Source organism: Cellulosimicrobium composti (assembly GCF_009711085.1).
GTDB lineage: Bacteria > Actinomycetota > Actinomycetes > Actinomycetales > Cellulomonadaceae > Cellulosimicrobium > Cellulosimicrobium composti.
The window spans coordinates 92,588-117,098 of sequence record NZ_WMKA01000006.1; the positions used below are offsets into that span (position 1 = coordinate 92,588).

Sequence of the window (24,511 nt, forward strand, 5' to 3'; positions counted from 1 at the left end):
GCGGCCTCAGAGCTTGCGCAGGCGCACGCGCTGGACCGAGTGGTCCGGGCCCTTCGTGAGGACGAGCGTCGCGCGGCCGCGCGTCGGCAGGATGTTCTGCTCGAGGTTCGGCGCGTTGATCGCGTCCCAGATCGACCGCGCGCGCTCGACCGCCTGCTCGTCCGTGAGGTCCGCGTAGCGGCGGAAGTAGGACTCGGGGCGCGCGAACGCGGTGCGGCGCAGCGCGAGGAACCGGTCGACGTACCACTGCCGGATGTTGCGCGTGCGCGCGTCGACGTAGATGGAGAAGTCGAAGAAGTCGCTGACGGCGACGGTCGTCTCGTCGTGCGCGCTGGGCCGGGCGGGCTGCAGCACGTTGAGCCCCTCGACGACGAGGACGTCGGGCTTGCGGACCACGGCCTCCGCGCCCGGCACGATGTCGTAGGTGAGGTGGTCGTAGACGGGTGCGCGGACCTCGGCGTGGCCCGCCTTGACCTTGGACAGGAAGCGGATGAGCGCGCGCCGGTCGTACGACTCGGGGAAGCCCTTGCGCTCCATGAGGCCGCGGCGCGCGAGCTCGGCGTTGGGGTAGAGGAAGCCGTCGGTCGTGATGAGCTCGACGTGCGGCGTCTCGGGCCAGCGCGCGAGCATCTCGCGCAGCACGCGCGCCGTCGTGGACTTGCCCACCGCGACCGAGCCCGCGACCCCGATGACGTAGGGCGTGTTGCCCGTGTCCTCGCGCAGGAACGTCGACGTCGCCTCGTGCAGGCCGGACGTCGCGGTCACGTAGAGGTTGAGCAGCCGCGACAGCGGCCGGTACACGGCGTCGACCTCCGCGAGGTCGATCGGGTCGCCGAGGCCGCGCAGCCGGGCGACGTCCTCGTCGGTCAGGGGCAGCGGCGTCGACTCCGACAGCCGGCTCCACGCCGCGCGGTCGAGGTCCACGTACGGGGAGGAGGACGGTGCCGCGAGGTGGGCCGGGAGCAGGTCGGACGGGTCGTCGGCGGGGGAGGACACCCGCCTGATTCTGCCGGATGCGTGCGGGTGGACGTGCACGCGCGCCACCCCGGGCTCCGCCGCGCGGTCGAGCGCGCGGTCCGGCACGCTCATCCGCGCCCGCCCCGCGCCGTCGTCGTGCGCCGCGCGGGCCGGGGCTCGGGGGTGGGGCCGAGGCCCGGGATCGCGACGTCGGCCAGTCGCGCCATGAGCGCGAGCGCGTCCTCGGGGGCGTGCGCGTCGACGTCGTTGTCGAGGTAGACCTCGACGTCGTGCCCGGCGTCGTGCCACGACCGCACGCGCTCGGCCCACGAGTCGAGCACGTGCGGCCGATACCCGCTCGTGTAGAGCTCCTGGTCGCCGTGGAGGCGCACGTACACGAGCGGGCTCGTCACGGCGTCGACGAGTGGCCAGCTCCCCGCGCCGTCGGAGATCGCGAACGCGACCCCGTGCGCGCGCAGGAGGCCGAGCGCCGCGTCGTCGGCGAACGACGCGTGCCGCGGCTCGAGCGCGTGGACGAGCGAGCGGTCGTCGTCGACCTCGGTCCACGCCGGCGCGCGCAGGCGGTCGTCGTGCTCCGTCGCGAGGCGCGCCGCCTGGCCGGTCGTGCGCGGCAGGAGCGCGAGGAAGTCGTCGAGCGTCGCGGCGTCGAACGCCGTGCGCGCCGGGAGCTGCCACAGCACCGGACCGAGCCGGTCGCCGAGGGCGAGGACCCCGCTCGCGAAGAAGTTGGCCAGCGGTGTGCGCACGTCCCGCAGCCGCTTCATGTGGGTGACGAAGCGCGGGCCCTTGACCGCGAACGTGAACCCCTCGGGCGTCTGCTCGCGCCACGCGACGAACGACGACGGCCGCTGCATCGAGTAGAAGGTGCCGTTGAGCTCGACGGCCGGGAACAGCGACGCGACGTGCTCGAGCTCGCGACGCTGCGGCAGGCCGCGGGGGTAGAAGCGGCCGCGCCAGTCGGCGTAGCGCCACCCCGAGAGGCCGATCCGGACGCTGGGCATGGGACCCACCCTCGCCGCCGCGCGAGCCGCTCGCGCGCCGAGCGTCGGTTAGGCAGCGAACCGTACGAAAAACCGCGGGATCGTGCCGCTCCGAAGGGTGCCGGGTCCGGGGCTAGACTCGATCACCATGTGCGGAATCGTGGGCTACGTGGGCCCTGGAACCATGGTCGGAGAGGCCTCGGGGCGACCCCTCGACGTCGCTCTCGAAGGACTCGGACGGCTCGAGTACCGCGGCTACGACTCGGCCGGCGTCGCGCTCGTCGCGCCGGGGGTCGACGCCGTCGCGTTCGCGAAGAAGTCGGGCAAGCTCGCGAACCTCGTGGAGGAGATCGACCTCCACCCCCTGCCCGCAGCCACCGCGTCGATCGGGCACACCCGGTGGGCGACGCACGGTGGTCCGACGGACACCAACGCCCACCCCCACCTCGCGGACGACGACCGCCTCGCGGTGATCCACAACGGGATCGTCGAGAACTTCGCGACCCTCAAGAGCGAGCTGCTCGCCGAGGGCGTGCAGTTCCGGTCCGAGACGGACACCGAGGTCGCGGCGCAGCTCCTGGCGCGCGCGTACCGCGAGACGAAGGACCTCACGCTCGCGATGGGCCAGGTCGCGCGCCGGCTCGAGGGCACCTTCACGCTCCTCGCCGTGCACGCCGACGCACCGGACACGGTCGTGGGCGCGCGGCACGACTCGCCGCTCGTCGTCGGGCTCGGCGAGGGCGAGAACTTCCTCGGCTCCGACGTCGCGGCGTTCATCTCCCACACCAAGGAGGCGCTCGAGCTCGGCCAGGACCAGATCGTCACGATCACGCCGACGTCCGTCGAGGTGACGGACTTCGACGGCAACCCCGCCGAGGCCAAGCGTTACACGGTCGACTGGGACGCGGCCGCCGCGGAGAAGGGCGGCTTCTCGTCCTTCATGGACAAGGAGATCCACGACCAGCCGCACGCGGTGGCCGACACGCTGCTCGGCCGCACGGACCCGTCCGGCAAGCTCGTGCTCGACGACCTGCGCATCGACGAGGCCGTGCTGCGGTCGGTCGACAAGATCATCGTCGTGGCGTGCGGCACGGCCGCCTACTCGGGCCACGTCGCGAAGTACGCGATCGAGCACTGGTGCCGCATCCCGGTCGAGGTCGAGCTCGCGCACGAGTTCCGCTACCGCGACCCGATCGTCGACGAGAAGACGCTCGTCGTCGCCGTGACGCAGTCCGGCGAGACGATGGACACGCTCATGGCCGTGCGCCACGCGCGCGAGCAGGGCGCCAAGGTCATCTCGATCGTCAACACGCACGGGTCGACGATCCCGCGCGAGTCGGACGCCGTGCTCTACACGCACGCCGGCCCGGAGATCGCGGTCGCCTCGACCAAGGCGTTCCTCTCGCAGATCACGGCTGCCTACCTCCTGGGCCTCTACCTCGCGCAGCTGCGCGGGAACAAGTTCCCCGACGAGATCTCGGCCATCCTCGAGGACCTGCGCGACATGCCGCGCAAGATCCAGACGGTCATCGAGCGCGGCGAGTACGTGCGCGCGACCGCCCGGTCGATGAAGGACGCGACGTCGGTGCTGTTCCTCGGGCGCCACGTCGGGTTCCCCGTCGCGCTGGAGGGCGCGCTCAAGCTCAAGGAGCTCGCGTACATCCACGCGGAGGGCTTCGCGGCGGGCGAGCTCAAGCACGGGCCGATCGCGCTCATCGACGAGGGCCAGCCGGTGTTCGTCGTCGTGCCGTCGCCGAAGGGCCGCGAGGGCCTGCACTCCAAGGTCATCTCGAACATCCAGGAGATCCGGGCGCGCGGCGCCCGCACGCTCGTCATCGCGGAGGACGGGGACGACGCCGTGCGCCCCTACGCGGACGAGATCTTCTGGGTCCCGGAGTCGCCGACGCTGCTCTCGCCGCTGCTGGCGGTCGTGCCGCTGCAGATCTTCGCGATGGCGCTCGCGACCGCGAAGGGCCTCGACGTCGACCAGCCGCGCAACCTCGCGAAGTCGGTCACGGTCGAGTAACCCCTCACCGCCGAGCATGTGCTCGTGGCCCGTCCGGACGTCCGGACGGGCCACAACCACATGCTCGGCGGTCCGCCGTAGGGTGGGCGCATGATCAAGGGCGTGGGGATCGACGTCGTGGACGTCGCGCGGTTCATGGAGACCCTGGAGCGCACGCCCCGGCTCCGGGAGAAGCTCTTCACCCCCGCCGAGCGCGACCTGCCGCCCGCGTCCCTCGCCGCGCGGTTCGCCGCGAAGGAGGCGATCGCCAAGGCGCTCGGTGCGCCCGCGGGCATGCGGTGGCACGACGCGACGGTGCACCGCGTCGTCGGCGGGCCCCCGCAGGTCGAGATCACCGGCACCGTCGCGGCCCGGGCCGACGCGCTCGGCATCACGTCCTGGCACCTGAGCATCTCGCACGACGCCGGCATCGCCTCGGCCATGGTCGTCGCCGAGGGCTGACGCACCACCCGCCGAGCATGCGGTCGTCGCCTGTCGGAACGGCTGGACGGGCGGTAGGCGTATGGTGGGCGAAGCGATAGTCGGTCGTCCACAGGCCGGTCGTCCCGGTCACCCTCCACAGCGCGCCTCCCCGGCCCGACGGCGAGCGCTCCTCGTGCGGTGGGGTGGCACCCGTGCGTCGTGCCCAGCTTCCCCCGACCCTCCTCGCCGTCGCGGCGGGCCAGGGTGGCGTTGTCTCCGTCGCGCAGGCCCGCGACCACGGCCTGAGCGACAAGGACGTCGCCGGCCTGGTACGCCGTGGGACCGTCGTGCGCGTGACGCGCGGCGTCTACGACGTCGGCGCCGTCCCGCTCGCCGGGCGGTCGTGGGACGAGCGTCGGCTCCGCGCCGCACCGAGAAGCTCGCCGCCGAGGTGCGCGAGCTCGGCGTCAAGGCGCTCGTCGTCGGCGCGGACCTGACCGACCCGGGCTCGGTCTCGGCGATGATCGACGCGGTCAAGGAGGAGTTCGGGTCGCTCGACGTGCTCGTGCTCAACGCCTCGGGCGGCATGGAGACGGGCGTCGGCGAGGACTACGCGCTCCGACTCAACCGCGATGCCCAGGTGAACGTCCTCGAGACCGCGCTGCCGATCATCCCCGCGGGCGGACGCGTCGTGTTCGTCACGAGCCACCAGGCGCACTTCATCCGCACGACGCCCACGATGGACGCGTACGAGCCCGTGGCCCTGTCGAAGCGCGCGGGCGAGGACGCGCTGCGCGAGCGCATCCCCGCCCTCACCGAGAAGGGCGTCGACTTCGTCGTGGTCTCGGGCGACATGATCGAGGGCACGATCACCGCGACGCTCCTGGAGCGCGTGAACCCCGGCGCGATCGCGGCGCGGCGCGAGGAGGCGGGTCGCCTCTACAACGTCTCGGAGTTCGCCGCCGAGATCGCGCAGGCGATCGTCGACCCGATCCCCGCGGACAACGAGCGCATCGTCGGCGACATCAGCGGGTTCCGCGGCACGGAGTGACCGACAGCGCGCGGGGGCTCTCGCCTGCCTGGTGGGTCGCCATCGGGTTCGCGAGCGCCGCTCTCGCGGCCGTCAGCGCGCCGTTCGAGGCCGCCGTGCACGGCGTCCCGCCGGGCTGGGCGCTCGCACTCGCCCTCCTGCAGGTCGGCGCGATCGCGGTGGCGCCGGTCGCGCCCTGGCCGGCCATCGCCGCTTCGAGGCGCGGCACGCGCGCTCGGGTGCGGAGTCGGTCACCGAGCAGGCAGGGCGCGCGGCCCTCGCGACTCTCACGGGGGTGGCCGCGGTGGCCGCGGTGCTCGCGCTCGGGCTCGGCCCCGCGACGGCCGTCCTCTCCGCGCTCCTCGCCGCGCTCGCCGTGCGACTGTCGGCGGCCGGCCCGATCCTGCCCCGCGGGCTCACTCCGGCCGGCGCGCGCGGAGGTCGGCGATCTCCTCTTCGAGTGCCTCGACGCGGCGCCGGAGGGCGAGCACCTTCCGCACGCCGGGCAGGGTGACACCCTCCTCCGTCAGCGTCGCCACCTCGCGCAGTCGATCGACCTCGTTCCGCGAGTACCGGCGCTGGCCGCCCTCGGAGCGCTCGGGCGAGACGATCTCCTGGTCGTCGAGGCGACGCAGCGCAGCCTGCGGCATCCCGAGCAGCGACGAGACCTGCCCGATCGTGTAGAACGGCGCGGTCTGGTCGTCCAGGGGCGACGCGGGCTCGCCGTCGCTCGTCTCGGCGTCGTCGCTCATGTCCCCATCCCTTCAGGCAGTCCGGAGACCTCGGCGCGGGCCTCATCTGCGCGGAGGTCGAGGCGCCACGGCCCGACCGGCAGGCCGGTGATCTCGACGCGGCCGATCGCGGGCGGCACCGATCGGATGTCGAGGCGGCCTTCGGGAACGTCGGCATCCAGCCCGAGGCAGATCCGGAGGATCTCGAACGGCGTCGCGGCGGCCCACGCCTGCGGGGAGCACGACGTCGGGTAGGGGATCGGCAGGGGCTTGTCGTCGCGCGCGAAGCCGCAGAAGAGCTCGGGGAGACGCCCGTCGAACGCCTCGATCGCATCGAGGAGACCGGTCGCGACCTCGACCGCGGCATCCCGGCGCCCGTACCGGGCCATGCCTGCGGCCGCGAGCACAGAGTCATGCGGCCAGACCGACCCGTTGTGGTAGCTCGCGGGGTTGAATCGCCGCGACCGCGACGAGAGGGTCCGGATGCCGAAGCCGGTGAAGAGATCGGGCTGCAGCAGGCGGTCGATCACCCGGTCGGCGACCTCGTCGGGCACGATGCGGGTCCAGAGGCAGTGCCCGACGTTCGAGGAGAGCACGCGCACCGGCTCCTTGCGCGCGTCGAGCGCGAGCGCGTAGAAGCCCTCGTCGGGCAGCCAGAACGCCTCGTGGAAGCGCGCCTGCAGGTCAGCGGCCCGCGAGCGCTGCTCGGCCGCGTACGCCGCCTCGCCCAGCGTCTCCGCGATCTCGGCGGCCGCGAGCCGCGCCGCGTAGCAGTAGCCCTGGACCTCGGCGAGCGCGATGGGCGCCTGCGCGTCGGTGCCGTCGCGGTGGGCGATGGCATCCGAGCTGTCCTTCCATCCCTGGTTCGCGAGTCCGCGGTCGGTGCTGCGCTGGTACTCGACGAACCCGTCGCCGTCGCGGTCGCCGAAGTGGTCGATCCACGCCATGGCGCGTCGGACATGCGGCCACAGCTCCTCGATGGCCTCGCGGGGAGCTCCCCAGCGCCGCGCCTGGCCGACGAGCATCGCGAAGAGCGGGGTCGAGTCGATCGATCCGTAGTAGACCCGATCGCCGCCGAGGGCGAGCGACAGGTCCGCTCCCAGCCGCACCTCATGGAGGACGCGCCCGGGCTGCTCCTCCGTCATCGCCGACTCGCGCGCGCCCTGCAGCCGAGCGAGGGCGCGCAGGGTCCCGAGTGCGAGACTCGGCGCGAAGGGCATCATCATCGCGCTGGTGAGCAGAGAGTCCCGGCCGAAGAGGGCCATGAACCACGGCGCTCCCGCCGCGACGACCTCGTCCTCGGGATGGGACGGGTCGACGATGCGGAGCGCACCGAGGTCGCGCTCGCTTGTCGCGAGTGCGGCCGCCAGCACCGTGTTCGCCACCGAGATCGAGGGTGTCGCGTCGTGCCACCCGCGCATGCGCAGCGCCGGCTGCGTGCCCTCCACCGGGTCGCCGAGCGGGAAGGACGCGGCCAGCTCGCTGCCGTCCACGGCCGGTCGAACCTCGATGCTGCCTCGCCACGTGCCGCCCGGCTCGACGACGATGCGGAAGGCGAGCGCTCCCGAGGCGGCCTGCGCTCCGGGCGCCGACACGCGCACGCCCCGCTGGGCCGTCCCCTCGCCCTCCAGGCGGAAGTGGAGTCCGTCCCGGTCGAACCCGCCCGTCACGCCCGCCGGCCGCTCGGCCCGGCCCTCCTTGACCTGGAAGAGGTCGGCGAAGTCCGCGTCGACGTGGAGGACGACGTTGAGACCCGCCGGCTCGCTCCCGTAGTTCGAGATCGCGAGGTCCTCGCGCATGCCGCTGCCGACGAGCCGGCGCCGCTCGACGATGATCGTCGGCTCGATGTTGCCGGGGCGGGCCGGAACGCGGCCGATGAAGCGCGTCTCGAAGGGCTCTGCCGGGATGATCCCGAGAGGCTCGACCGAATGGCCGTCGATGCGCAGCTCCCACTGAGACAGCACGCGGGTGTCCTGCACGAAGAGGCCATCGGCCTGACGAGGGACGATGTCGCCATCGGGGCGGGAGACGCAGAACGACGATCCCTCGACGAGGGTCACGGATGCCTGAGGCTGCGGCACGGTGCCGAGTCCTCGGGGCCGGGTGCGATCGTCGTCGATGGGCGGCCGGGAGGTCCGCGGCTCCACGTCGTCTGCGGTCTCGACGGGGGTCGACACGATGTCGGTCACGGTGCTCCTCTCTGACGGGCGCTCTGAAAACCTTCACTTGCAATCGTAGGTTTCCTCTTCGTAACCTGACAAGCGACGGCTCAACGTCGAGCTCTTCACCCCACCTTGCGATAGCGCCGATGGAGGAGGTACGCGCATGTCGCTGATCGTCGAACGAGAGGGCACACCGGAGGACGAGGTGGCCACGCGCCCGCTGCGGATCGGGATGATCGCGCCGCCGTGGTTCGAGCTCCCGCCGCGTGGCTACGGGGGAACCGAGGCCGTCGTCGCGGCCCTCGTCGACCAGCTCGTCGCCCGCGGACACGAGGTGACCCTCGTCGCCTCGGGGGAGCGCCGCACACGCGCGCAGCGCCACGTGCGGGTGTACGACGAGCCGCCCTCGCACCTGCTGGGGTCGAGCGTCATGCCCGAGGTCGTGCTCGCGGCCGAGGCGGCGCGCTCGCTCGACGAGCGCGAGCTCGACATCGTCCACGACAACTCCGCGGCGGGGCCCCTGCTCGCCCGCTCGCGCGCCATCCCGACGCTCGTGACGATGCATGGGCCGGTGACGGGTGACAACGGCGACTACTACCGCCGGCTCGGGTCGAGCGTCGACCTCGTCGCGATCTCCGACGCCCAGCGTCGTCAGGCTCCTGACCTGAACTGGGTCGGGACGGTGCACAACGCGATCGATGTGCCGAGCTTTCCGTTCCGCCCGGACAAGGAGGATCACGTGCTCTGGATCGGGCGCTTCAGCCCCGACAAGGGGGCGCATCTCGCCATCGAGGCCGCACGGCGTGCGGGGCGTCGCATCGTGCTCGCCGGCAAGCTCAACGAGACCGCCGAGCGCGAGTACTTCGCCGACGCCGTGCGCCCCCTGCTGGGCCGAGACGCCGACTACGTGGGCGAGGCGGACGCGAGCGTGAAGCGCGAGCTGTTCGCGAGCGCCGCCTGCCTCGTCTTCCCGATCCAGTGGGAGGAGCCGTTCGGCATGGTGATGGCCGAAGCGCTCGCCTGCGGCACGCCCGTCGTCGCGACGCCGCGCGGCAGCGTGCCCGAGATCGTCCGGCACGGCGAGACCGGGTTCGTCGTCGACGGCCTCGACGCCCTCGCGCAGGCGATCCAGCGCGCGGGCGATCTCGATCCCGCGGTCTGCCGCCGCGATGCGGAGACGCGGTTCGATCTGCCGGTGATGGCCGAGGGGTACGAGCGGGTCTACCGCGTCCTCGCCGAGGGGAGCGAGACCATCCGCTCTCTCACGGCCGCCGCTGCCTGAGCCGAGCCCGTCCGGGACGGCCGCGCATCGCTCGCGCGGCCGTCCCGGACTGACACGAGTCATCCTCCAGGGGGATGGGAACGCACCCACGGGGTGACAACGCGCCGCACGCCCCTCCGTAGCGTCGTAAGCGACCCGGAGGGATCCCCATGACCGCGTTCTTCGACCTCGTCGCCACGGTGCTGCTCGACACCGCGACCTCGCCCTGGATCTACCTCGTCGCGTTCGCCGTGTGCGCGGTCGACGGGCTGTTCCCGCCCGTCCCGAGCGAGACGGTGATCGTGTCGGCTGCGGCGATCGTCGCAGCGACGGGGGAGCCGGTGCCCTGGCTCATCGCGCTCCTCGCGGCGTGCGGCGCCTTCGTCGGCGACGGGCTCACCTACCTCCTGGGGCGCGCGATCGGGACCGAGCGCTTCGGATGAACGCGGATCGGGCGCGTGCGGCGGACGATCGAGTGGGCGCAGGCGGGCCTCGATCGGCGCGGCGCCTCGCTCATCCTCATCGCGCGCTACATCCCCGTGGGGCGCGTCGCCGTGAACCTGACCGCCGGCGCGACGCGCTATCCGCCCCGCCGCTTCGTGCCGCTCGCGCTCGTCGCGGCGGCCGCCTGGGCGGCGTACTCCGTCGGCATCGGCCTCATCGCCGGCACCTGGCTCCGCGAGCAGCCGCTCCTGGGCGCCGCGATCGGCGCAGGCATCGCGATCGTGCTCGGGATCGCGATCGATCGCGTGATCGCCCTGCGTCAGCGCTCGCTCAGCCCAGAAGCAGAGCGCACGCGAACAGAGCCGGCAGGCATCCCAGCGTCGTGAGGAACACGGTGTCGCGGGCGACCACCTCGCCGACCTCGTAGCGCTGCGCGTAGTTGAAGACGTTCTGCGCGCTGGGGAGCGCGGCGAGCACGACCACCGCGAGCAGCGCGTGGTCGTCGAGCTCCGCGTTCGGTGACGACGCGGTCGCGGTCGGGTCGTGCGCGCTCGTGCTCCACGGCGTGCGGGGGCTCCCGGCGACGGTGCGACCGGAGGCCGCGGTCCCCCGAGGACGGAACCGGCGGGACCGCGACGGGATCGCGCTGCGCCAGTTCGACGCGGGCATGACGACCACGGAGCTCGCGGGCCGGCGCGTCGCGACGCTCGACTGGGCGCTCGCGCAGGCCGTCCCGGAGCTTCCACGGGCGAACGCCCTGGCCGTGCTCGACTCGGCTCTCCACCAGGGCCTCGCGGACGCGGACGGCCTGCGGCGTGCGCACGACCACGCGCGCGGGAGGCGTGGCGTCGCGCGTCGTCACGTCGTGTGGGGGCTCGCCGACGCCCGGTCCGAGTCGCCGCTCGAGTCGTTCGCCCGCCTCGACTGCGTCGACGAGGGGGTGCCGCCGCACACGCTGCAGCTCCCCGTGCACGACCACGGGGGTCGGGTCGTGGCGCGCGGGGACATGGCCTGGCGCTACCGCGACGGTCGGTGGCTCGTCGCGGAGCTCGACGGGCGGGACGTCCACGACACCCCGGACGCGGTGTTCGCCGACCGGGCGCGGCAGAACCGGCTCGTCGCGACGGGGCGGATCGACGTCCTGCGGTTCACCGGTCGGGACGTCGGCACGATCGGCCGCACGGTCCGTGCTGCGCTGCACCGGTGACGACCATGCGCTTGCCTCCCGCCGAGCATGCGGTTGTCGCTCGTCAGGAGGTCTCGACGAGCGACAACCGCATGTTCGGCGCTGGGCGTGGGGCGGCGGGTCAGGCCTGGAGGGCCGGGATCACCTGGCGCTGGAAGAGCTCGAGCTGGTCGCGGTCGGTCGCGGCGAACGGGAAGTAGCCGATCGCGTAGCCGAGGCCCTCGTCGCGCAGGCCCGTGAGCGTCTCGACGATCTGCTCCGGCGTCCCGACGAGCGGGCCGCTGCGCCACGACGCGATGTTGTCGTCCGCCTTCTCGGGGAACCAGCGGCGCGCGTGCTCCTCGATCCGGGCCAGGCGGTCCGCGACGTCGCGCTCGGTCTCGCCGATGACGACGTTGTAGTTCGCCGACCGCGTGATCTCGCCGACGTCGCGGCCCAGGTCGCGGCAGTGCTGCTCGAGCACGGCGGACTTGTGGGCGAAGCCGTCGGGCGATCCGTCGAAGTTCGTGTACTGGGCGTGCTGCGCCGCGATGCGCAGCGTCTTCTTCTCGCCGCCGCCCGCGATCCACAGGGGGATGCTCGGCACGGCGCCCTCGCCGTCCACGACGACCCGCTGCAGGGGCTGCGGGTAGCAGAGCGCGCCGTCCACCTGGTAGCGCCGGCCCTCGAACGTGCCCGACGAGCCCGTGCGCCACATGCGCGCCATGATCTGCACGCCCTCGTCGAGCGCGCGCAGGCGCTCGCCCGCGCCGGGGAACCCGTACCCGTAGGCGCGCCACTCGTGCTCGTACCAGCCCGCGCCGATGCCCATCTCGAGGCGGCCGCCCGAGACGTGGTCGACCGTCGCGGCGACCTTCGCGAGGTAGGTCGGCTCGCGGTACGCCATGCACGTGCACATCTGGCCGAGGCGCACGCGCTGCGACGCCGCGGCGAACGCCGCCATGAGCGTCCACGCCTCGTGCGTCGCCTCGGCGCTCGGGGTGGGGGTGGTGTGGAAGTGGTCGTAGACCCACACGCCGTCCCACGCGAACTCGCCGCCCGGCAGGGGCTCGCCCGCCGCGGCGTTGTCGGCGTAGTGCAGCAGGGAGAGCATCGTCTTCCAGTGGTCCTCGGGCGCGACGTCGACGAGGTCGTAGCGCCAGCCCTGCGGGATGAAGAGTCCGAATCGCATGCTCGTCACCCTATGCGGGTCCGCGCGGCCCGCAGCGCGCCCGCGGGAACCGTCTCAGCCCTCGGCGGTCGGGCGCCCGGGCCCGTGGGACGCCGCGCGCAGGCGACCTCGGCGCCCGGTGGGCAGGATGAGGTCATGATCGAAGCCTGGTCCGTCGCCGACGTGCGCGCCGCGGAGGAGCCGCTGCTCGCCGCGGGGGTCCCGCTCATGGAGCGCGCGTCGTTCGCGCTCGCGACCGTCGTCGCGCGCGACCTCGCCCGACGGCGGTCGGTCGCCCTGCCCGACGGCGGCCGCCGGGACGGGCGCGTCACGGGCGCCCGGGCGGTGCTGCTCGTGGGGTCGGGCAACAACGGCGGGGACACGTTGCACGCGGGCGCGTACCTCGCGCGGCGCGGGGTGGACGTGCTGGCCGTGCTGACGGGGGAGCACGCGCACGTCGGCGGCCTCCAGGCGCTGCGGGCGGCGGGCGGGCGCGTCGAGGTGCTCGTCGGCAGCCCCGACGACGCGTCGCGCACGGAACGGTCGCACGACCATCTCGACCCGCACGTCGCCGACCGCGTCGCCGCGCAGGTCGCGCGCGCCGACGTCGTGCTCGACGGACTCGTGGGCATCGGGGCGCGCGGGGCGCTGCGGGGCGTCGCGGCGGACCTCGTGCGACGCCTGAGCACGGTGCTCGACGACGGTGCCGGCCCGGGCGAGCCCGGCCGCCCGTGGGTGGTCGCGGTGGACGCGCCGAGCGGCATCGGCGTGGACGACGGCACGGTGCCCGGACCGGTGCTGCGGGCGGACCGCACGGTGACGTTCGGTGCGGCCAAGCCGGGGCTGCTCCTGCCGCCCGCGACGCACCTCGCGGGGCACGGCGCCGTCGTCGACATCGGGCTGCGGCTCGGCGCACCCGCCCAGGACCGCGCACCCCGGGACGCACGCGCCGGCGCACCCGGGGAGAACGGCGCACGCGCCGGCGCGGCCGCGGGGAACGGCGCACCCGCCCGGGCCGACGCGTCCGCGACGCCGGTCGTGCGCCGGCTCGAGCGCGCGGACGTCGCCGCCCTGTGGTCCGTGCCGGGGGCGACGGACCACAAGTACACGCGCGGCGTCGTCGGGGTCGTGGCGGGGACCCCGACGTTCCCGGGCGCGGCGGTGCTCACCGCGACCGCCGCGGTGCGCACGGGGCCGGGCATGGTGCGCTACCGGGGGCCCGACGACGTGACGCGCGCGGTCCTCGCGGCCCGCCCCGAGGTGGTGCCCGCCGCGGGCCGGGTGCAGTCCTGGGTGCTGGGGCCGGGCGTCCCGCCGGTCCCCGGCCCGGACGACGACCCGGTCGACGACGGCGGCCAGCACGAGCGCGTCCGGTACGCGCTCGCGGCCGCGACGGGCGAGCCCTCGGCCGGCGTCGTGGGCGGGCGCGTGCCGGTGGTCGTCGACGCGGGCGCGCTGTCGCTCGTGCCGGACCGGTGCCCTCCGTGGGTCGTGCTCACGCCGCACGCCGGGGAGCTCGCGACGCTCCTGCGGGAGCGCGGCGACGACGTGACGCGGACCGACGTCGAGGCCGAGCCGCTGCGCTGGGCACGCCGCGCGCACGAGGCCACCGGCGCGACGGTGCTGCTCAAGGGGTCGGCGACGGTCGTCGTCGGGCCCGACGGCGCGTGGTCCCAGGCGGACGCTCCCGCGTGGCTCGCGACGGCGGGCGCGGGCGACGTCCTCGCCGGCATCCTCGGCACGGTGCTCGCGGCGCACGCGGAGCGGGTCGTGCACGAGCCGGGGCACACGGCGCGGCTCGCCGCTGCGGCCGCCGTCGTGCACGGGCTCGCGGCCGAGCGCGCGAACCCGGGCGGTCCCGTCGCGGCGCTCGACGTCGCGGACGCGGTCCCCGCGGTGGTCGCCGCGCTGCTCGCCGCGCGCTGACCGCCGCCCACCATGCGGTGACCGCCCGTCCGGCCGCTCCGACGGGCGGCATCCGCATGTTCGGCGGGTCGGGGCGGCGCCGCCGGTACCGTGGAGGCGTGGTCCCCCTCCCCGTGCGCGACGGCCTCAACCCGACGCGCCTCGTGCTCCCGCACGACGCCGAGAGCGTCGCGCGGTTCGCGCGCACGCTCGATTACGTGCGCCACCGCTTCCCGGACGACGCCGTACGTCTCGCCGAGAAGGTCGCGGCGGGCGAGGTGGTCGACGGCCGCGGGCGACCCGTGGACGCGCGCACGCCCTACGAGCCGCGCGGGTTCGTGTTCCTCTACCGCGACCCGCCGGTCGAGCCGGACGTGCCGTTCGAGGTCCGGGTGCTGCACCGCGACCGGGACCTGCTGGTGGTCGACAAGCCGCACTTCCTCGCGACGATCCCGCGTGGGTCGTACGTGGCGCGGTCGGTGCTCGTGCGGTTGCGCCGCGACCTCGACCTGCCCGACCTGAGCCCCGCGCACCGGCTCGACCGGGTGACCGCCGGCGTCCTGCTGCTCACGCTGCGACCGCAGGTGCGCGGCGCGTACCAGGAGCTCTTCGCGCGGCGCGAGGTGCGCAAGACGTACGAGGCGGTCGCGCCGTGGGACCCCGCGCTCGACCTCCCGACGACGGTGCGCAGCCGCATCGTCAAGCACCGCGGCGTCATGCGCGCGGAGGAGGTCGACGGCGAGCCCAACGCGCAGAGCCGCGTCGACGTCGTCGAGGCCGACCCGGCCCGCGGCCTCGCGCGCTACCGGCTGGAGCCGCACAGCGGCAAGACGCACCAGCTCCGGCTGCACATGGCGCGGCTCGGCGTGCCGATCGTGCACGACAACTTCTACCCCGAGCCGTACGACGTCGCGCCGGACGACTACTCGCGACCGCTCCAGCTCGTGTCGCGCTCGCTCGCGTTTACCGACCCGCTCACCGGGCGCGAGCGGCGGTTCGAGACGGACCGCGTGCTCGACGCCTGGTGAGCGGGGGCGTCACAGGTCGAGGGCGACCCCGGGCGTCGGGACGCGCAGGAGCCCCGCCAGGCCGGCGGCGGCGAGGGCGCGCTCGACGTCGGCGACCGACTCGCTGAAGTGCGCCCACCCCTCGGCGTGCACGGGCACGACGAGGCGGGGCCGCAGCAGCCGCGCGACCTCGGCGACCCCGGCGCCGTCGAGCGTGAGCGCCGCGCCGTCGAGGATCACGGGGACGCGTGCGGCGCCCGCGTGGACGATCGCGACGTCGACGGGACCGAGCCGGTCGGGGACGTCGGCGACGAGCTCCGGCGCCGCGTTGTCGCCCGACAGGTAGACGCGGGGGAGCCCGGCGCCGTCGAGCACGAACCCGGTGACGTCGCCGAGCACGCGCTCGGCGCCCCGGGGGCCGTGGCGCGCGGGGACGCCCGTGACGCGCAGCGTGCCGCCGTCCGGCCGCGGCACGTCGACGCTCTGCCACGGCGCGAGCCCGACGACGCCCGGGACCTCGGGCGCCAGACGCTCGGCCCCCGCGCGTGTGGTGAGCACGTGCGGGACGCCCGGCAGGAGGGCGCGACCGCTGAGGTCGAGGTTGTCGACGTGCTGGTCGTGCGAGACGAGCGCGACGTCGAGCGGCCCGAGCGCGTCGGGGGCGACGGCGGGCCCGCGCAGGCGCGTGCTCGTGCCGCCGCCGGGGCGCGGGTAGTCGCGGGGCGCGTCGAACCCGGGGTCGGAGACGATCGTCAGCCCGCCGAGGCGGAGCAGGAGCGCCGGTCCGCCCACGTGGAGCAGGGTCGGCCCGCCGTGCGCGGGGTCGGTCGTCCCGGGAGCGCCCGAGGTCCCGGGCCGGGGTGCGGGGTGCGGTGCGGTGGTCATGGGTCGAGCCTCGCGCTCCGTCCGGCCCGCGACCAGTGACCCGGAGGTCGATGATCGGTAGGATCGGGCCATGACCACGACCGCCCCCGCCGCCACCCGGCCGCGCCCGGAGCGGGTCGCCGTCGTGGCGTTCGACGGCATCAGCCCGTTCCACCTCGCCGTCCCCAGCCTCGTCCTCGGGTCCGAGGCGGTCGTCGCCGGCCCGGAGCACGCGCCCGGGTACGACGTCGTGGTGTGCGCGCCGACGCCGGGCCGCCTCGCGACGTCCGCGGGGTTCGCGCTGCACGTCGACCAGGGGCTCGAGGCCCTCGGCGACGCGGGGACCGTCGTGCTCCCGAGCTGGCACCCCGACGTCGCGCCGCCCCGAGCGCTCCTCGACGCGGTCCGGGCCGCGCACGAGCGGGGCGCGCGCGTCGTCGGCCTGTGCCTGGGCGCCTTCCTCGTCGCGGCGAGCGGCGTGGCGGACGGGCGCGAGGTCGCGACGCACTGGCACGCCGCGGACCGGCTCGCCCGGGACCAGCCCGGCGTCACCGTCCGCAGCGACGTGCTGTGGGTCGACCACGGCGACGTCGTCACGTCCGCCGGGACCGCGGCCGCGCTCGACTGCTGCCTGCACCTCGTGCGCCGCGACCACGGCGCGCGCGTCGCGGCCCGGGTCGCCCGCGCGCTCGTGCTCGCGCCGCACCGCACCGGCGGGCAGGCCCAGTTCGTCCCCGCGCCGGTGCCCCCGCAGGACGCGGCCGACCCGGTCGAGGTCGCGATGGTCTGGGCCCGCGCGCACCTCGACGAGCCGGTGTCGCTGGACGCCTGGGCGCGCGCGGCCGGGACGTCGCGGCGCACGTTCACGCGGCGGTTCGCGGCGCGCACCGGGCTCAGCCCCGTGCAGTGGCTCCTCGACCAGCGGGTCGACCGCGCGCGCGAGCTCCTCGAGACGACGGACCTGCCGGTCGAGCGCGTCGCGCAGGCGGCCGGGCTCGGGTCGGCGGAGTCGCTGCGCCACCACTTCCGCACCCGGCTGGGTACCAGCCCCTCGCGCTACCGCGTCGAGTTCGGCGGCGTCCGGTGAGCGGCCCGGGCGCCGGGCGGCGACGGTGAGAGAATCGACGACCGTGAGCGACACCCGGCGCACGACCTCGCGCGGCACACCCGCCGGCGCACCCCGTACCGACCCGCCCGGCGAGCACGACCCGGACGGGCCGGACCCCCGCACGTACCCGGCGCGCGCCGTCGTCGACCTCGAGGCGGTCCGCGACAACGTGCGCGCCCTGGCCGGGGCGGCGCCGTCGGCCGCGGTGATGGCCGTCGTCAAGGCCGACGCGTACGGGCACGGGCTCGTCCCGAGCGCGCTCGGGGCGCTCGCGGGCGGGGCGACGTGGCTCGGCACGGCCCAGCCCGGCGAGGCCCTCGCCCTGCGCGCCGCGGGCATCGGCCCGGACCGGGCACGGATCCTCACGTGGCTGTACGCGCCGGGCGCGGCGCTGCGCGACCTCGTCGAGGCGGACGTCGACGTGTCGGTCGCCGCGCGCTGGGCGGTCGACGAGGTCGTCGCCGCGGCGCGCGCCGCGGGCCGGACCGCCCGCGTGCACCTGGCCGTCGACACGGGCCTCGGCCGCAACGGGATCATGCCCGCCGACCTGCCCGACGTGCTCGACGCCGTCGCGCGCGCCCGGGCCGAGGGCGCCGTCCAGGTCGTCGGCATGTGGTCGCACCTCGCGTTCGCCGACGAGCCCGGCCACCCGACCGTCGCGGCGCAGGCCGACGTGCTCGACGACGCCGTCCGGCGCGCCGAGCGCGCGGGCGTCGGGCCCGAGCTGCGCCACCTCGCGAACTCCGCCGCGACGCTCACCGCACCGCGCACGCACTACGACCTCGTGCGCCCGGGGCTCGCGGTCTGGGGCCTGACGCCCGTCCCGCAGCAGGGCCCGCCGTCCCGGCACGGGCTGCGCCCCGCGATGACGCTCGAGGCGCGCCTCGCGACCGTCAAGCGCGTGCCGGGCGGGCACGGGGTCTCCTACTCGCACCACTACACGACGCCGCGCGACACGACGCTCGGCGTCGTCCCGCTCGGGTACGGCGACGGCATCCCGCGCCACGCGTCAGGCGGCGGCCCGGCCGGGACACCGGGCGGTCCCGTGCTCGTCGGCGCGCGCCCCGGGGCGCCCGGCGGGCGGGTCCTGCGCGTCGCGGGCCGCGTCTGCATGGACCAGCTCGTGCTCGACCTCGGCCCCGGCGCGACCGAGCGCGCAGGCGACGTCGTCACGCTGTTCGGCGCGGGCGACGGCGTCGAGCACGACGGCGTCCCCACCGCCGAGGACTGGGCGCAGGTCGCCGGCACCATCAGCTACGAGATCACGACGCGCCTCGGCGGGCGCGTGCCGCGCGAGCACGTGGGCGTCCACGTGCTCGACGACGGCGCGCGCGCGATCCTGGCGGGCCACCGGAGCACGGAAAGGACGGTCCGCGCATGAGCGACGACCCGACCCCCACGACCCGCCCGGACGGCGTCGTCGTCCTCGCCGACGCGGACGCGACCCGCGCGTTCGGCCGTGCGCTCGCCGCGGTGCTGCGCGCAGGCGACCTCGTGATCCTCACGGGCGACCTCGGGGCCGGCAAGACGACGCTCACGCAGGGGATCGGGGCCGGGCTCGGCGTGCGGGGCCAGGTCGCGTCGCCGACGTTCATCGTCGCGCGCGAGCACCCGTCGCTCGTCGGCGGGCCCGCCCTCGTGCACGTGGACGCCTACCGGCTCGGGTCGCTCGACGAGGTCGACGCGCTCGACCTCGACTCGAGCCTCGAGGAGTCGGTGACCGTGGTCGAGTGGGGCAGCGGGCTCGTCGAGGCGCTCGCGGGCGACCGGCTCGAGATCGTCCTCGAGCGCCCGCGCGGCGCCGACGACGCGGGCGGCGACGCGGACGACGACGCCCCCGAGGCGGGGGAGCGGCGCGTGACCGTGCGCGGCGTCGGGGCGCGCTGGGCGGACCTCGACGTCGCCGCGCTCGCGGGCTGAGCGGGCCGCCGCGCCGCCGTAGGCTGGGACCGTGCCAGTTCTCGCGCTCGACACCTCCGCCTCGGTCACCGTCGCCGTCGTCGCCGACGACGGCGCCCGTCTCGCCCGCCGCGACGCGCCCGAGCGCCGGCGCCACGCCGAGGCGCTCGCGCCCCTCGTCGAGGAGGCGCTCGCCGAGGCGGGCGTCGACCGGCGCGACCTCACGGCGGTCGCCGTCGGCACGGGGCCGGCGCCGTTCACCGGGCTCCGCGTGGGGCTCGTGACGGCGCGCGCGCTCGGCTTCGCGCTCGGCGTCCCCGTGCTCGGCGTCCCGAGCCTCGACGCGGTCGCCGCGCAGGCCGTGAGCGATCTCGGCCTCGAGCCCGACGACGAGGTGCTCGTCGCCACCGACGCGCGCCGCCGCGAGGTGTACTGGGCGCGGTACCGCGTCGTCGCGCACGAGGGCCCGCACGCCGTCCCCGTCCTGGCGACCGTCGCGGGCCCCGACGTCGGACCGGCCGCCGCGGCCGCGGAGCACGCCGCGGGCGCCGTCGTCGTGGGCGAGGGCGCCGAGCTCTACCCGGACGTGCTCGACGCCGCCGACGACGCACCGCTCGTGCCCGACGCCGCGGTGCTCGCCCGGCTCGCCGTCGCTCGCCGGGAGGCAGGCGCGGACCAGCCGACGGAGCCGCTCTACCTGCGGCGCCCGGACGTGCACGAGGCGGCCGCCCGCAAGCGCGCGAGCGACGGCGGCGCCGTCCCGGTCGAGGCGGAGCGGGCCCGATGAGCGCGCGCCGCTACGAGATCCGCCTGCGCCCGCTCAGGGCGGCGGACCTCGACCGGGTCGTCGAGCTCGAGCGCGAGCTGTTCGGGCGGGGCGCGTGGACGTACGGGATGCTCGCCGACGAGCTCGCGGGCCTCGGCCGCTGGTACGTCGCGGCCGAGCCGGTGCGCCTGTACGCTGCCGGGCCGCAGCCCCTCGTCGGCTACGCCGGCCTCTGGTACGACGGCGACGTCACGCAGGTCATGACGATCGGCGTCGACCCCGCCTTCCAGCACCAGGGCGTCGGCTCGACGCTGCTCGAGGCCCTGATCGAGCGCTCGCGGGAGCTCGGCGCGAGCGCCGTGCTGCTCGAGGTGCGGGTCGACAACGACCCTGCGCTCGCGCTCTACGCGAAGTACGGGTTCGAGCAGCTCGGCATCCGCAAGCGCTACTACCAGCCCGAGGACGTCGACGCGTACACCATGCGGCTCGAGCTCGGAGCGACCGCGCCGTCCGACGAGCCGGACGCCCCGGACCACGGCACCGCGACCGAGACGGGCGTCGTCGCGTGACCGGCGCGCCGCTCGTCCGCGAGCCGGGCGAGGACCTCGACGCCGCGCGCCGCGAGCGCGTGCTCGTCGGCGCGCAGGCGCTGGCCGTGGCGCTCGCGGGCGAGGCGCCGCCCGTCGTGCTCGACGTCCGGTGGGCGCTCGGCGTCACCGACGGCCGCGAGCAGCACCGCGCGGCGCACGTCCCGGGCGCGGTGTACGTCGACCTCGAGACCGAGCTCGCGGCGCCGCCGTCGCCCGCCGCGGGACGCCACCCGCTGCCCGACCCCGGCGACCTCCAGGCCGCGGCACGGCGCTGGGGCGTGCGCGCCGCCCGTCCGGTCGTGGTCTACGACGCCGTCGGCGGCACGTCCGCGGCGCGCGCGTGGTGGCTGCTGCGCTGGGCGGGCCACGACGACGTGCGGATCCTCGACGGCGGTCTGGCCGCGTGGCGCGCCGCCGGGCTCCCGCTCGAGGAGGGCGAGGTGCGGCCCGAGCCGGGCGACGTCGTCGTCACCCCGGGCGGCATGCCGGTCCTGGACGCCGACGGCGCGGCCGACCTCGCGGCGTCGGGCGTGCTGCTCGACGCGCGCGCGGGCGAGCGCTACCGGGGCGAGGTCGAGCCGGTGGACCCGCGCGCCGGGCACGTGCCGGGCGCGGTGAGCGCGCCGACGACCGAGAACCTCGCCGACGACGGCTCGTTCCTCCCTGCCCGCGCGCTGCGCGAGCGGTTCGCCGGGCTCGGCGCGCTGCCCGGGGCGACGCCGGACGGCGCGCGCCCGGCCGTGGGCGTGTACTGCGGCTCGGGCGTCACCGCGGCGCACGAGGTCGCGGCGCTCGCGACGCTCGGCGTCGACGCGGCGCTCTACGCGGGCTCGTGGTCGCAGTGGTCGAACGACCCGGAGCGGCCCGCGGCGACCTGACCTCCCGGCGCACGCACGACGGCGCGCCGTCCCGGACGCGACGAGGCGGCACCCCGCGGGGGTGCCGCCTCGCGTCGGACGGTGACGGACGGGAGTCAGAGGACCTCGGCGACCTGGTGGAAGTCGAGGCGGGCCTGGCGCGGGAAGTGCGCGCCCTCGTCGGCGGGGTAGCCCACGTTGATCGCGACGAGCGTGCGCCAGCCGGACTCGCCGAAGAACTCGGCGTCGATCCCGGCGGCGTCGAAGCCGGTCATGGGGCCGACGGACAGGCCCGCGGCGCGCAGCCCGACGATGAGGTAGCCGATCTGGATGAGGGCGTTCGTGCGGGCCATGCCCTCGCGCAGCTCGGTCTGCGGGTCGAGCTGGTCCGCCAGGCCCTCGCGGAACGGCGCGAGCGTGGGGAGGTGCCGGTGGAACGCGGGGTCGGCGGCGGCGATGATCGTCACCGGCGCGGCGAGCGTCTTGTCCCGGTTGAAGTCCGCCATGTGCACGCCGAGGCGCTGCTTCGCCTCGGGGGTGCGGACCACGAGCAGCCGCAGCGGGAGGATGTTCATCGACGTGGGCGCCCAGCGGACGAGGTCCCAGGCCGCCTGGATCTGCGCGTCGGTGACGGGCTCGTCGGAGAAGGCGTGGGTCGTGTGCGCGGCGCGGAACAGCCGGTCCGCGGTCTCGGCGTCGATCGCCAGCAGGTCCCCCGGCCCGCTCGTCGCGGTCGAGGACTCGATGAGGGTGTCGGTGGTCATGCCGCGCTCAACATTTGAGCCTTGAATCATCTTCCCGGCAGACGGTGTGACGTGCGCGACGTCGCGCGGAGGCCTCCGCTCGCCCGACTACCCTGGAGGCCATGGTCCCCACCGCCCCCGCGAGCGCCGGCGAGCCCCTCGTCCTCGGCATCGAGACGTCCTGCGACGAGACCGGCGTCGCGCTGGTCCGCGGCCGCGAGCTGCTGGTCGACACGGTCGCGAGCTCCATGGACGAGCACGCGCGGTACGGCGGGATCATCCCCGAGGTCGCGTCGCGCGCCCACCTGGAGGCGATGATCCCCACGCTCGAGCGCACGCTCGGCACGGCCGACGTCGACCTGTCCGAGGTGGACGCGATCGCCGTGACCGCCGGTCCCGGCCTCGTCGGTCCGCTCACCATCGGCGCGGCGGCGGCGAAGGCCCTCGCGCTCGCGCTCGGCAAGCCGCTCTACGGCGTCAACCACGTCATCGGCCACGCGGCCGTCGACGAGCTCGTGCACGGCGCGTTCCCCGAGCGCGTCATGGCGCTCGTCGTGTCCGGCGGGCACAGCTCGCTCCTGCTGGTCGACGACGTCGCGACGGCGGTGACCGAGCTCGGCTCCACGCTCGACGACGCCGCGGGCGAGGCGTTCGACAAGGTCGGGCGCCTGCTCGGCCTGCCGTACCCCGGGGGCCCGCACATCGACCGCCTCGCGCGCGAGGGCGACCCCACGGCGATCCGGTTCCCCCGCGGTCTCACGGCGCGCAAGGACCAGGAGAAGCACGCGTACGACTTCTCGTTCTCCGGGCTCAAGACGGCCGTCGCGCGGTGGGTCGAGGCGCGCCAGGACTCCGGGGAGGAGATCCCCGTGCACGACGTCGCGGCGTCCTTCGCGGAGTCCGTCGCCGACGTGCTCACCGCCAAGACGATCGCGGCGTGCGAGCGGCACGGCGTCTCGACGCTCGTCGTAGGCGGCGGGTTCAGCGCGAACTCCCAGCTGCGCGACATGGCCGCGACGCGCTGCGCCGAGGCCGGCATCGAGCTCCGCATCCCGCCGATCCGGTACTGCACGGACAACGGCGCGATGATCGCCGCGCTCGGGTCCGCCGTGGTGCGGGCGGGCGTCGCGCCGTCGCGCCTCGACATCGGCGTCGACTCGTCGATGCCGCTCACCGTGACGCACGTGTGATCGGGCACGTCGAGCCGGGGCTCACGCCCGACGAGGCGCTGCGCCGCGCGGACGCGTGGGCGCGCGCCGCGGCGGGGGCGGTCGGTCACGAGCGCGCACGCGCCGAGCACGCCGCCGCGTACTGGGCGGCGCAGCACCGGGCGCTCCTCGCCGCCGCGCCGTCGTACGGCACACCCCCGTCGTACGGCACGGCGCCGTCGTACGGCGCACCCCCGCCCGGCACGTCCGCGTACTCTGCGACGCCGCACACCGCGCCTCCGCACGCGGCGGCGCCGCACACCTCCGCCCCGTACGGCGCGGCCCCGGTCGCCACCGCCTCGTACGGCCCCTCCGCCGCGACCGACGTCGCGCCCCGCGACGCGCCCTCGGCGGTGTGGCAGCCGGCACCGCTCGCGTCGTCGTACGGGACGCTCCCGTACGAGCCGCCGCGCCGCCGTCGTGGCCGTGCCGGGCGGCTGGCCATGATCGCCGTCGTGCTCGTCGTGTCCGTCGGCGTCTCCGTCGTGACGAACGTGCGCGAGCGGGCGGTGCAGGACGGCAGCGTCCTGCCCACCGCGCACGAGGGCGCGGTCCCGCCGCCCACCGTCTGGGACGACCCGAGCCCCGACGCGGCGCCGTCGCCGTCCGGGCTGGAGGCCGCGTGGAAGGCCGGCGAGCACGCGGAGCCGCTGCCCGACCCCGTCCCGGGCACCGCCCCGGAGACGCCGTTCCTGCCCGCGTACCCGGACCCCGCCGAGTGGCTCCTCGCCCTCAACCCGGAGAACGAGGGCGTGCGCGTCGTCGTCACCGACGACCCGGGGCTCAACTGCGGCATGGCGCACGTCGCGGAGCACGACGCGTGGGACACCGGCGCGGCGGGCTGCTTCCAGCCCGCGCACCCGACCGTGCTCTTCGTGTGGTGGGGCGACGACGCCGACGCGCGGACGAAGCAGCTCGTGCTCGCCCACGAGCTCTCGCACATGCTCCAGTGGTGGCACGAGTTCGACCTGCTGCAGTCCGCCGTCGACTCCGGGCTCGCCGAGGACGAGGAGTGGCAGCACGCCGTCGAGACCGACGCGACGTGCCGCGTCCTGTCGTGGGGCGGGTACTCCGAGACGGCCGCGGACCGCACCTCGTCGCCGTGCGACACGGACGACTGGTCGCCCACGTGGCTCGCCGAGCGCGCGGCCGCGCTCGGCGTCGTCGTGCGCGACTACTGATACTGACGCGCACCCGCGGGCCGGGTGCGGCAG

General features: G+C 75.5%; 26 protein-coding genes. 18 read left to right on the forward strand and 8 right to left on the reverse strand.

All coding sequences use genetic code 11. The features are described 5' to 3' along the window. Window positions 1–6 precede the first annotated feature (6 nt). The gene (gene coaA / locus GJV82_RS04395) at window positions 7–996 is read right to left on the reverse strand and encodes a type I pantothenate kinase (protein ID WP_312028711.1); all 990 of its coding nucleotides are present in this window, start codon (window positions 994–996) and stop codon (window positions 7–9) included. An 89-nt stretch (window positions 997–1,085) separates the two neighbouring features. Next, entirely contained in the window at window positions 1,086–1,979 is an 894-nt protein-coding gene (locus GJV82_RS04400) for a DUF72 domain-containing protein (RefSeq protein ID WP_155098364.1), read from the reverse strand. 127 nt (window positions 1,980–2,106) lie between these two features. Here GJV82_RS04400 and glmS point away from each other — a divergent pair, with 127 nt between their 5' ends. From glmS to GJV82_RS04420, 4 genes are all read left to right on the forward strand, one after another. Then, on the forward strand, window positions 2,107–3,984 hold the full coding sequence (gene glmS, locus GJV82_RS04405) for a glutamine--fructose-6-phosphate transaminase (isomerizing) (protein ID WP_155098365.1): 1,878 nt from the start codon (window positions 2,107–2,109) through the stop codon (window positions 3,982–3,984). Between the two features lie 90 nt (window positions 3,985–4,074). Continuing rightward, window positions 4,075–4,425, forward strand: coding sequence for a holo-ACP synthase (locus tag GJV82_RS04410; RefSeq protein WP_155098366.1), 351 nt, complete (start codon window positions 4,075–4,077; stop codon window positions 4,423–4,425). 173 nt (window positions 4,426–4,598) lie between these two features. Then, window positions 4,599–4,883 (forward strand): type IV toxin-antitoxin system AbiEi family antitoxin domain-containing protein, encoded by a 285-nt coding sequence (locus tag GJV82_RS20860; RefSeq protein ID WP_155098367.1) that lies wholly within the window; start codon window positions 4,599–4,601, stop codon window positions 4,881–4,883. Continuing rightward, complete coding sequence (locus GJV82_RS04420; RefSeq protein ID WP_318657260.1) at window positions 4,790–5,437, forward strand: SDR family oxidoreductase; 648 nt, start codon at window positions 4,790–4,792, stop codon at window positions 5,435–5,437. The genes GJV82_RS20860 and GJV82_RS04420 overlap by 94 nt, the downstream gene beginning before the upstream one ends. Window positions 5,438–5,832: 395 nt before the next feature. Here GJV82_RS04420 and GJV82_RS04425 read toward each other — a convergent pair whose 3' ends face one another. Beyond that, window positions 5,833–6,168: a MerR family transcriptional regulator gene (locus GJV82_RS04425; RefSeq protein ID WP_155098368.1), complete on the reverse strand. Its 336-nt coding sequence runs from the start codon at window positions 6,166–6,168 to the stop codon at window positions 5,833–5,835. Then, a complete protein-coding gene (locus tag GJV82_RS20645) occupies window positions 6,165–8,336 on the reverse strand; it encodes an amylo-alpha-1,6-glucosidase (protein ID WP_318657261.1) in 2,172 nt (723 codons plus the stop codon). Before GJV82_RS20645 ends, GJV82_RS04425 begins: the two co-directional genes overlap by 4 nt. Window positions 8,337–8,472: 136 nt before the next feature. Between GJV82_RS20645 and GJV82_RS04435 the strand changes: the two genes are divergently transcribed. From GJV82_RS04435 to GJV82_RS19900, 3 genes are all read left to right on the forward strand, one after another. Then, window positions 8,473–9,591 (forward strand): glycosyltransferase family 4 protein, encoded by a 1,119-nt coding sequence (locus GJV82_RS04435; RefSeq protein WP_225873076.1) that lies wholly within the window; start codon window positions 8,473–8,475, stop codon window positions 9,589–9,591. Between the two features lie 149 nt (window positions 9,592–9,740). Next, a complete protein-coding gene (locus tag GJV82_RS19895) occupies window positions 9,741–10,013 on the forward strand; it encodes a DedA family protein (RefSeq protein ID WP_225873077.1) in 273 nt (90 codons plus the stop codon). A gap of 15 nt (window positions 10,014–10,028) precedes the next feature. Beyond that, window positions 10,029–10,400 carry a DedA family protein gene (locus GJV82_RS19900; protein ID WP_318657262.1) on the forward strand — a complete coding sequence of 124 codons (372 nt, stop codon included), beginning with the start codon at window positions 10,029–10,031 and terminating at the stop codon, window positions 10,398–10,400. Here GJV82_RS19900 and GJV82_RS19905 read toward each other — a convergent pair. Then, window positions 10,345–10,683 (reverse strand): hypothetical protein, encoded by a 339-nt coding sequence (locus GJV82_RS19905; RefSeq protein WP_225873078.1) that lies wholly within the window; start codon window positions 10,681–10,683, stop codon window positions 10,345–10,347. The two genes, GJV82_RS19900 and GJV82_RS19905, sit on opposite strands and share 56 nt — an antisense overlap. On the opposite strand from GJV82_RS19905, the gene GJV82_RS04450 reads away from it, so the two are divergent. Beyond that, the gene (locus GJV82_RS04450; protein WP_155098369.1) at window positions 10,682–11,221 is read left to right on the forward strand and encodes a hypothetical protein; all 540 of its coding nucleotides are present in this window, start codon (window positions 10,682–10,684) and stop codon (window positions 11,219–11,221) included. The two genes, GJV82_RS19905 and GJV82_RS04450, sit on opposite strands and share 2 nt — an antisense overlap. A gap of 100 nt (window positions 11,222–11,321) precedes the next feature. Here GJV82_RS04450 and GJV82_RS04455 read toward each other — a convergent pair whose 3' ends face one another. After that, complete coding sequence (locus GJV82_RS04455) at window positions 11,322–12,371, reverse strand: TIGR03560 family F420-dependent LLM class oxidoreductase (RefSeq protein WP_155098370.1); 1,050 nt, start codon at window positions 12,369–12,371, stop codon at window positions 11,322–11,324. Between the two features lie 135 nt (window positions 12,372–12,506). On the opposite strand from GJV82_RS04455, the gene GJV82_RS04460 reads away from it, so the two are divergent. Then, window positions 12,507–14,276, forward strand: a complete 1,770-nt coding sequence (locus tag GJV82_RS04460; RefSeq protein ID WP_155098371.1) for a bifunctional ADP-dependent NAD(P)H-hydrate dehydratase/NAD(P)H-hydrate epimerase — start codon at window positions 12,507–12,509, stop codon at window positions 14,274–14,276. 56 nt (window positions 14,277–14,332) lie between these two features. Next, on the forward strand, window positions 14,333–15,283 hold the full coding sequence (locus GJV82_RS04465) for a pseudouridine synthase (protein ID WP_155098418.1): 951 nt from the start codon (window positions 14,333–14,335) through the stop codon (window positions 15,281–15,283). 9 nt (window positions 15,284–15,292) lie between these two features. On the opposite strand, the gene GJV82_RS04470 is transcribed toward GJV82_RS04465, so the two are convergent. Continuing rightward, window positions 15,293–16,147, reverse strand: a complete 855-nt coding sequence (locus tag GJV82_RS04470) for an MBL fold metallo-hydrolase (RefSeq protein WP_155098372.1) — start codon at window positions 16,145–16,147, stop codon at window positions 15,293–15,295. A gap of 70 nt (window positions 16,148–16,217) precedes the next feature. Here GJV82_RS04470 and GJV82_RS04475 point away from each other — a divergent pair, with 70 nt between their 5' ends. The 6 genes from GJV82_RS04475 (at window position 16,218) to GJV82_RS04500 (ending at window position 21,367) form a co-directional block, all read left to right on the forward strand. Then, on the forward strand, window positions 16,218–17,213 hold the full coding sequence (locus GJV82_RS04475) for a GlxA family transcriptional regulator (RefSeq protein ID WP_155098373.1): 996 nt from the start codon (window positions 16,218–16,220) through the stop codon (window positions 17,211–17,213). Window positions 17,214–17,403: 190 nt separating this feature from the next. Continuing rightward, window positions 17,404–18,615 carry an alanine racemase gene (alr, locus tag GJV82_RS04480; RefSeq protein WP_318657279.1) on the forward strand — a complete coding sequence of 404 codons (1,212 nt, stop codon included), beginning with the start codon at window positions 17,404–17,406 and terminating at the stop codon, window positions 18,613–18,615. Beyond that, window positions 18,612–19,154, forward strand: coding sequence for a tRNA (adenosine(37)-N6)-threonylcarbamoyltransferase complex ATPase subunit type 1 TsaE (tsaE, locus tag GJV82_RS04485; RefSeq protein WP_155098374.1), 543 nt, complete (start codon window positions 18,612–18,614; stop codon window positions 19,152–19,154). The genes alr and tsaE overlap by 4 nt, the downstream gene beginning before the upstream one ends. A gap of 31 nt (window positions 19,155–19,185) precedes the next feature. Then, window positions 19,186–19,920: a tRNA (adenosine(37)-N6)-threonylcarbamoyltransferase complex dimerization subunit type 1 TsaB gene (gene tsaB / locus GJV82_RS04490; RefSeq protein ID WP_318657264.1), complete on the forward strand. Its 735-nt coding sequence runs from the start codon at window positions 19,186–19,188 to the stop codon at window positions 19,918–19,920. Further along, the gene (rimI, locus tag GJV82_RS04495; RefSeq protein ID WP_024840354.1) at window positions 19,917–20,468 is read left to right on the forward strand and encodes a ribosomal protein S18-alanine N-acetyltransferase; all 552 of its coding nucleotides are present in this window, start codon (window positions 19,917–19,919) and stop codon (window positions 20,466–20,468) included. Before tsaB ends, rimI begins: the two co-directional genes overlap by 4 nt. Continuing rightward, entirely contained in the window at window positions 20,465–21,367 is a 903-nt protein-coding gene (locus tag GJV82_RS04500) for a sulfurtransferase (protein ID WP_404812921.1), read from the forward strand. Before rimI ends, GJV82_RS04500 begins: the two co-directional genes overlap by 4 nt. A gap of 95 nt (window positions 21,368–21,462) precedes the next feature. On the opposite strand, the gene GJV82_RS04505 is transcribed toward GJV82_RS04500, so the two are convergent. Next, window positions 21,463–22,110 (reverse strand): malonic semialdehyde reductase, encoded by a 648-nt coding sequence (locus GJV82_RS04505; RefSeq protein WP_155098375.1) that lies wholly within the window; start codon window positions 22,108–22,110, stop codon window positions 21,463–21,465. 101 nt (window positions 22,111–22,211) lie between these two features. On the opposite strand from GJV82_RS04505, the gene tsaD reads away from it, so the two are divergent. Both tsaD and GJV82_RS04515 read left to right on the forward strand, forming a co-directional pair. Continuing rightward, on the forward strand, window positions 22,212–23,279 hold the full coding sequence (tsaD, locus tag GJV82_RS04510) for a tRNA (adenosine(37)-N6)-threonylcarbamoyltransferase complex transferase subunit TsaD (protein ID WP_155098376.1): 1,068 nt from the start codon (window positions 22,212–22,214) through the stop codon (window positions 23,277–23,279). Beyond that, window positions 23,276–24,478, forward strand: coding sequence for a hypothetical protein (locus GJV82_RS04515; protein ID WP_155098377.1), 1,203 nt, complete (start codon window positions 23,276–23,278; stop codon window positions 24,476–24,478). The genes tsaD and GJV82_RS04515 overlap by 4 nt, the downstream gene beginning before the upstream one ends. The last annotated feature ends 33 nt before the right edge of the window (window positions 24,479–24,511 follow it).

Coding starts and splice junctions, on each gene's coding strand:
- GJV82_RS04400 (WP_155098364.1), bottom strand. CDS start 1,979: ATGCCCAGCGTCCGGATCGGCCTCTCGGGGTGGCGCTACGCCGACTGG.
- glmS (WP_155098365.1), top strand. CDS start 2,107: ATGTGCGGAATCGTGGGCTACGTGGGCCCTGGAACCATGGTCGGAGAG.
- GJV82_RS04410 (WP_155098366.1), top strand. CDS start 4,075: ATGATCAAGGGCGTGGGGATCGACGTCGTGGACGTCGCGCGGTTCATG.
- GJV82_RS04425 (WP_155098368.1), bottom strand. CDS start 6,168: ATGAGCGACGACGCCGAGACGAGCGACGGCGAGCCCGCGTCGCCCCTG.
- GJV82_RS04435 (WP_225873076.1), top strand. CDS start 8,473: ATGTCGCTGATCGTCGAACGAGAGGGCACACCGGAGGACGAGGTGGCC.
- GJV82_RS19895 (WP_225873077.1), top strand. CDS start 9,741: ATGACCGCGTTCTTCGACCTCGTCGCCACGGTGCTGCTCGACACCGCG.
- GJV82_RS04450 (WP_155098369.1), top strand. CDS start 10,682: ATGACGACCACGGAGCTCGCGGGCCGGCGCGTCGCGACGCTCGACTGG.
- GJV82_RS19905 (WP_225873078.1), bottom strand. CDS start 10,683: ATGCCCGCGTCGAACTGGCGCAGCGCGATCCCGTCGCGGTCCCGCCGG.
- GJV82_RS04455 (WP_155098370.1), bottom strand. CDS start 12,371: ATGCGATTCGGACTCTTCATCCCGCAGGGCTGGCGCTACGACCTCGTC.
- GJV82_RS04460 (WP_155098371.1), top strand. CDS start 12,507: ATGATCGAAGCCTGGTCCGTCGCCGACGTGCGCGCCGCGGAGGAGCCG.
- GJV82_RS04465 (WP_155098418.1), top strand. CDS start 14,333: ATGTTCGGCGGGTCGGGGCGGCGCCGCCGGTACCGTGGAGGCGTGGTC.
- GJV82_RS04470 (WP_155098372.1), bottom strand. CDS start 16,147: ATGACCACCGCACCGCACCCCGCACCCCGGCCCGGGACCTCGGGCGCT.
- GJV82_RS04475 (WP_155098373.1), top strand. CDS start 16,218: ATGACCACGACCGCCCCCGCCGCCACCCGGCCGCGCCCGGAGCGGGTC.
- tsaE (WP_155098374.1), top strand. CDS start 18,612: ATGAGCGACGACCCGACCCCCACGACCCGCCCGGACGGCGTCGTCGTC.
- rimI (WP_024840354.1), top strand. CDS start 19,917: ATGAGCGCGCGCCGCTACGAGATCCGCCTGCGCCCGCTCAGGGCGGCG.
- GJV82_RS04505 (WP_155098375.1), bottom strand. CDS start 22,110: ATGACCACCGACACCCTCATCGAGTCCTCGACCGCGACGAGCGGGCCG.
- tsaD (WP_155098376.1), top strand. CDS start 22,212: ATGGTCCCCACCGCCCCCGCGAGCGCCGGCGAGCCCCTCGTCCTCGGC.